General features: G+C 68.3%; 5 protein-coding genes. All 5 read right to left on the minus strand.

What is annotated here, in order from left to right; all coding sequences use genetic code 11:
- Positions 1-92 precede the first annotated feature (92 nt).
- Entirely contained in the window at positions 93-1784 is a 1692-nt protein-coding gene (gene lnt / locus I71_RS09265; protein WP_244433727.1) for an apolipoprotein N-acyltransferase, read from the minus strand.
- Between the two features lie 167 nt (positions 1785-1951).
- Positions 1952-2908 carry a hemolysin family protein gene (locus tag I71_RS09270; protein WP_042694131.1) on the minus strand — a complete coding sequence of 319 codons (957 nt, stop codon included), beginning with the start codon at positions 2906-2908 and terminating at the stop codon, positions 1952-1954.
- A complete protein-coding gene (gene ybeY / locus I71_RS09275; RefSeq protein ID WP_042694133.1) occupies positions 2905-3411 on the minus strand; it encodes an rRNA maturation RNase YbeY in 507 nt (168 codons plus the stop codon). The genes I71_RS09270 and ybeY overlap by 4 nt, the downstream gene beginning before the upstream one ends.
- Positions 3408-4502 carry a PhoH family protein gene (locus I71_RS09280; protein WP_042694134.1) on the minus strand — a complete coding sequence of 365 codons (1095 nt, stop codon included), beginning with the start codon at positions 4500-4502 and terminating at the stop codon, positions 3408-3410. Before I71_RS09280 ends, ybeY begins: the two co-directional genes overlap by 4 nt.
- On the minus strand, positions 4499-5673 hold a 1175-nt coding region (gene miaB / locus I71_RS09285), incomplete at its 5' end, for a tRNA (N6-isopentenyl adenosine(37)-C2)-methylthiotransferase MiaB (RefSeq protein WP_042694136.1). The genes miaB and I71_RS09280, both read right to left, overlap by 4 nt.

Below are 5673 nucleotides of genomic sequence, written 5' to 3' on the forward strand. Positions count from 1 at the left end.
GACATATCCACGTATGCACTCTAGCCCGGTACGGTCAACCCGTTTACACGAATTTAATCTGCCAGTGGGGGCGGAATGCCCGTATTGCTGTGTCACCGGTGATATCGCGAGGCCATGGCCAGCAGAAAACAGCCCAGAAGCACTATGCCGAAAATCCTGTCACCCATACGGGCATAGGCTGTGACGCCAGACGGCGCTTTCGGCAACGTGGTATCGATGAAGCCACGCTCACCCAGTCCGAGCAATTGTCGCACACGACCGTAGGAATCGACCACCCCGGATATTCCCGTATTCGCCACCCGGACCAGGGGGAGGCCCTCCTCCACGGCGCGGACCTGATTGATGGCGAAATGTTGGTGCGGACCGGCGGTGCGGCCATACCACGCATCGTTGGTCAGGTTCAGCAGCCAGTGCGGCCGGTCGGCGGTGTCGACCACGGCACCGGGGAAGATGCTCTCATAGCAGATCAGCGGGCTGAAGGACGGCAGTCCGGCCACATGATCCCCCAGATGCAGGGTGCGCGGACCGGGGCCGGGGGAGAATTCCGCCCCGTTGCCGGCGATGGCGCCGACCGGCAGCCATTGCCGCAGCGGCATATATTCGCCGAAGGGGACGAGGTGAAACTTGTCGTAGTCGGCCACGGCGGCGCCGCTGCCGTCCAGCGCGACCATGCCGTTGAAATAGCGGCGTGCGCCGTCCGCACCGATCGTTGTCCGCGGCGCCCCGGTGATCAGCAGCCCGCCCGGCGGGATGACCGATGCCATGGCCTGCCGCACCCGCGCATCCTCCTCGACGTAGAAGGGGACGGCTGTCTCGGGCCAGACGATGACGTTGGGCGGTTGGGCGGCAGGATCGGCGGGAGGCGCCGCGGACAGGGCGAGATGGCTCTGGAAATTCTGCATCCGCTCGCCGGGCGCCCATTTCAACCGCTGATCGATCGCCGCCTGGACCAGCCGCAGCCGGATGCCCGGGACCGGTTCGTCGACCGCCCCGGCCAGCCGCCAGGCTCCCCAGCCACCGAGAACGGCCAGCACGGCCAGACCGGCGGCGACGGCGGCACGGGCGCGGCCGGGGCTGGTGTCGCGGTCGGGCAGGGCGGCGGGCAAGCTTGCCACCAGCACGGTCAGCAGGGTCAGTCCATATATGCCGACCAGCGAGGCGGTCTGCAGCACCGGCAGCACGCCGACCCAGCCATAGCCGATCAGGTTCCAGGGGAAACCGGTGAAGACATGGCCGCGCAGCCACTCCCACAAACACCAGCTGGCGGCGAACAGCAGCGGCCGCCCCAGCCCGGCGCCGAAGCCGCGCCGGCGCAGCAGCTGGAAGGTCAGGGTGGCGCTGCCGCTGAACATCGCCAGCAGGACCGGCAGGCCGACGGCCGACAGCGGCAATGCCCACCAGAAGCGTTCGATGTCGGTGAACAGCGCGGCGCTGATCCAGTAAAGTCCCAGCAGGTGATGGCCGAAGCCGAAGAACCAGCCGACGGCGAAGGCGCCCTTCTTCGTCTCGACACCCTCCAGAAGCCAGATCAGGCCGGGAAACGCCACCAGCACAACCGGCATCAGGTCGGCCGGCGGCAGCGCCAGGGTGGCGAGCCCGCCCAGCAGCGCCGCGGCGGCCATGCGGCGCCAGCCGGTCAGCGCGGACAGCCGCGCGGATACACGGCCCAGCCGGGCCGGGACGGGCAGGGTGTCGGTGGCGGTCAAGGCGGCAACTCCGGCAGCGGCAAGGGGGGCGGCAAGGCGGGCGGCGCCATAGGTAATGTGGCCGGGCAGGGGTGCCAAGGCTGTTGTGGGCGGGGCTGAGTTGTGGAAGCGGGGGTGACGGGGTGCCCGCGCAGCCTCGGAGGACTGCTTGCGGAACAAAGACCGAAGCCCTTCTCCCGCCGGGGGAGAAGGGCTTGTGGAAGCGGACTGCCGTCAGTCTGAATTCGGAAGAGACGCCGACGGTGCTACGCCGTCTCCGCCAGTTCCGAACTGTTGGCCGGAACATTGTGGACGCGCAGGCGCTTCAGGCGGCGTGAGTCGGCGTCGACGATCTCGAACTCCAGGCCCGAGGGATGGACCAGCCGTTCGCCCGGCCCCGGCACGCGGCCGGCGATGGAGACGACCAGACCGCCCAGCGTGTCGATGTCCTCGCGTTCCTCCTCGGACAGGACCGGACCGACACGATGCTCGAAATCCTCGATGGGCAGGCGGGCGTCGGCGATCAGGCTGCCGTCGGGGCGCTCGACAAGACGCGGCGCCGCGGTCTCGTCATGCTCGTCCTCGATCTCGCCGACGATCTCCTCCACCAGATCCTCGATGGTGACGAGTCCGTCGATGCCGCCGAACTCGTCCACCACCAGGGCCATGTGCTGGCGGGTCTGGCGCATCTGTACCAGCAGGTCGAGCACATGCATGGAGGGGGCGACGATCTTCGCCTCGCGGATGATGCCGGTCAGGTTCGGCTTCTGGCGCAGCCCCTCCGCAGAGGCGGCCTGCTTCGCCATCAGGGTCATCACATCCTTGATGTGGATGATGCCGACCACGTCGTCGAGGGTTTCGCGGAACACCGGCAGGCGGGAATGGCCTTCCTCGGCGACGCGCTGGACCAGGGCGGGGAAGGGGGTGTCGATGTCGACGGCAATGATGTCGGCGCGCGGCACCATGACGTCGGCGACGGTGCGGTCGCGCAGCTTCAGGATGTTGGTCAGCAGCGCCCGTTCGCCGGCGCCCAGCGAATCCTCGCCGTCCTCGCTGGCTGCATCGTCCAGGCCGGAGATCAGCTCTTCGATGGTGCCGCGCAGGGAATTGTCCTCGCGGCCGCCCCAGACGGTGCGGAGCCACCCCTTGAACAGGTGGCCCAGGGAATGGTCTTCGGCCCCGTGGTCATCACGGGGCGTGCGACTGTCGGATATATCGCTCATCGGTCCGGCGGTTGGTGGTTGGCGGCGTAAGGATCGGCGATTCCGAGCGTGGCGAGCAACCGGGTTTCCAGCGCCTCCATCTCCTCGGCCTCATCGTCCGTCTCGTGATCATACCCCAGCAGATGCAGAACACCATGCATCACAAGGTGAGTCATGTGGTCCGCAAAGTTTTTCCGCTGTTCGGCGGCTTCCCGCGCGACCGTTTCATACGCAAGGATGACGTCGCCCAGCATCACCGGCACGCCGTCTTGCGCTTCCGGTTCCTCCGCCTCGGTCAGGGCGAAGGACAGCACGTTGGTCGGCTTGTCCTTGCCGCGATACTCGCGGTTCAGCCGGTGGACCAGCTCGTCGTCGGCCAGGACCACCGAAAGCTCGGCCGGGCCTTCCTCGTCGTCATACGCGGCACCGAGGGCGGCGAGGGCCGCGCGCTCGGCCAGCCACTCGGCATCCTCGGCCCAGTCGCCGGCTTCACGTGAAACAGTGATGTCGACCGCACTGGTCATTCCGGTTCTCCAACGATCCCAGGTCCGTTTCCGGTCGTTTCGGGTATGGAACCGGTACGGCGGGCCTGTTTGCGCTCCGCCTCGCGCGCCTCGGCCTGGTCATAGGCGCGGATGATGCGGGCCACCATCGGGTGGCGGACAACGTCGGCGTCGGTGAAGCGGACGAAGCGCACGCCCTCCACTCCGCGCAGGATGTCCAGCGCGTCGCGCAACCCTGACCGGGTACCCGACGGCAGGTCGATCTGCGAGATGTCGCCGGTGACGACCATCCGCCCGCCCTCGCCGAGACGGGTCAGGAACATCTTCATCTGCATCGGCGTGGTGTTCTGCGCCTCGTCCAGGATGACGAAGGCGTTGCCCAGCGTCCGGCCGCGCATGAAGGCCAGCGGCGCGATCTCGATCTCGCCGGACTCGAGCCGCTTCTTCACCTGTTCCGCCGGCAGCATGTCGTGCAGCGCGTCATAGAGCGGACGCAGGTAAGGATCGACCTTTTCCTTCAGATCGCCGGGCAGGAAGCCCAGCCGCTCGCCCGCCTCGACCGCCGGGCGCGACAGCACGATGCGGTCGACCTGGCCGTGGGTCAGCAGCGCCACCGCCTGCGCCACCGCCAGATAGGTCTTGCCGGTGCGGGCCGGACCGAGCCCAAAGACCAGTTCCCTCTCCGCCAGGGCCTGCAGATAGGCGGCCTGGGTGGGGGTACGCGGGGTGATCGGACCGCGCCGCCGGGTGCGCAGCGCAATCTCGGCACGGGTGATGGTCGCCTGCGGGCCGGGGGCGCGCGGCTCTTCGCCGGTCGAAACACCGGCGAAACCCGCCTCGGCGGTCGCCATGCGGACGGCACCGTCGACTTCGCCGCCGTCGATGGTCTGGCCGCGGCTCAGCCGGCCATACAGGCCGTTCAGCGCCGTCCGCGCCGTTTCGGCGGCCTCGGACGGCCCGGAGATGGTCAGGGTGTTGCCGCGGGAGATCAGCGACACGCCGAGAAGGGATTCGATGCGGGCGAGGTGGCGGTCATGCTCCCCGTACAGCATCGGCAGAAGCCGGTTGTCATCGAATTGAACGTCGATACGCCGTTCGGGCAGACCGTTCAAGCGCTTGCCTCCAAGGTTACGGCAGGCTGGAAGGGAGAGGCGGTGGTGTGTTCGCCGGTCGTTGTTTCGGTGGTCACCACGGTGCCGGCGAGGCTGTTGGCCAGCGCGGCGTCGACCCGCACCTCGACGATGCGGCCGAGCAGCCGTTCGTTCGCCTCGGCATGGACCGATTGCATCCACGGGCTGCGGCCCAGCAGCTGGCCGCCGCGGCGGCCGACGCGGTCGAACAGGACGGGCACGCTGCGGCCGATGAAGCTGTGGTTGAAGGCGACCTGCTGGGCGTTCAGCAGCTGATGCAGCGCCGCCAGCCGGGACTCCTTCACCTCTTCCGGTATCTGGGCGCCCTCGACCGAAGCCGGGGTGCCGGGACGCGGGCTGTATTTGAAGGAATAGGCCTGGGCATAGCCGATGTCGGTGACCAGCTTCAGCGTCTGGGCGAAATCGGCGTCGCTCTCGCCGGGGAAGCCGACGATGAAGTCGCCGGACATCGCCAGATCGGGCTTGGCGCTGCGCAGCCGGTCGACCAGACGGCGGTAATCGTCGGCGCTGTGCTTGCGGTTCATCGCCGCCAGGATGCGGTCCGACCCCGCCTGCACCGGCAGATGCAGGTAGGGCATCAACTGCGGCACCTCGGCATGGGCGCGGATCAGGTCGTCCGCCATGTCGCGCGGGTGCGAGGTGGTGTAGCGGATGCGCTCCAGCCCGTCGATTTCCGCCAGTTCGCGGATCAGCCGGCCAAGGCCCCAGCTGCTGCCGTCCGGCCCGTCGCCATGCCAGGCATTGACGTTCTGGCCCAGCAGGGTGATCTCGCGCGTGCCGTGGGCGACCAGCCGTTTCGCTTCGGCCAGGATCTGGCCGGCGGGGCGGGAGAACTCGGCACCGCGGGTGTAGGGCACCACGCAGAAGGTGCAGAACTTGTCGCAACCCTCCTGCACCGCCAGGAAAGCGGAGACGCCCTGGCTGCCGGATTCCTCCGGCAGCAGGTCGAACTTGGATTCGGCCGGGAAATCGGTGTTCAGCACGCTGCCGGCGGCGCGGCTGGCCTTCGCCACCATCTCCGGCAGGGTGTGGTAGGTCTGCGGGCCGAAGACCATGTCGACGAATGGGGCGCGGGCGACGATCTCCTCGCCCTCGGCCTGGGCGACGCAGCCGGCGACCGCCAGGATCATCC

The organism is Azospirillum sp. B506 (assembly GCF_000333595.1).
In the GTDB taxonomy this organism is placed as follows: domain Bacteria; phylum Pseudomonadota; class Alphaproteobacteria; order Azospirillales; family Azospirillaceae; genus Azospirillum.

Excerpts from the sequence above, each read along its gene's own strand:
- I71_RS09270 (WP_042694131.1), bottom strand. The coding sequence starts at position 2,908 with ATGAGCGATATATCCGACAGTCGCACGCCCCGTGATGACCACGGGGCC.
- ybeY (WP_042694133.1), bottom strand. The coding sequence starts at position 3,411 with ATGACCAGTGCGGTCGACATCACTGTTTCACGTGAAGCCGGCGACTGG.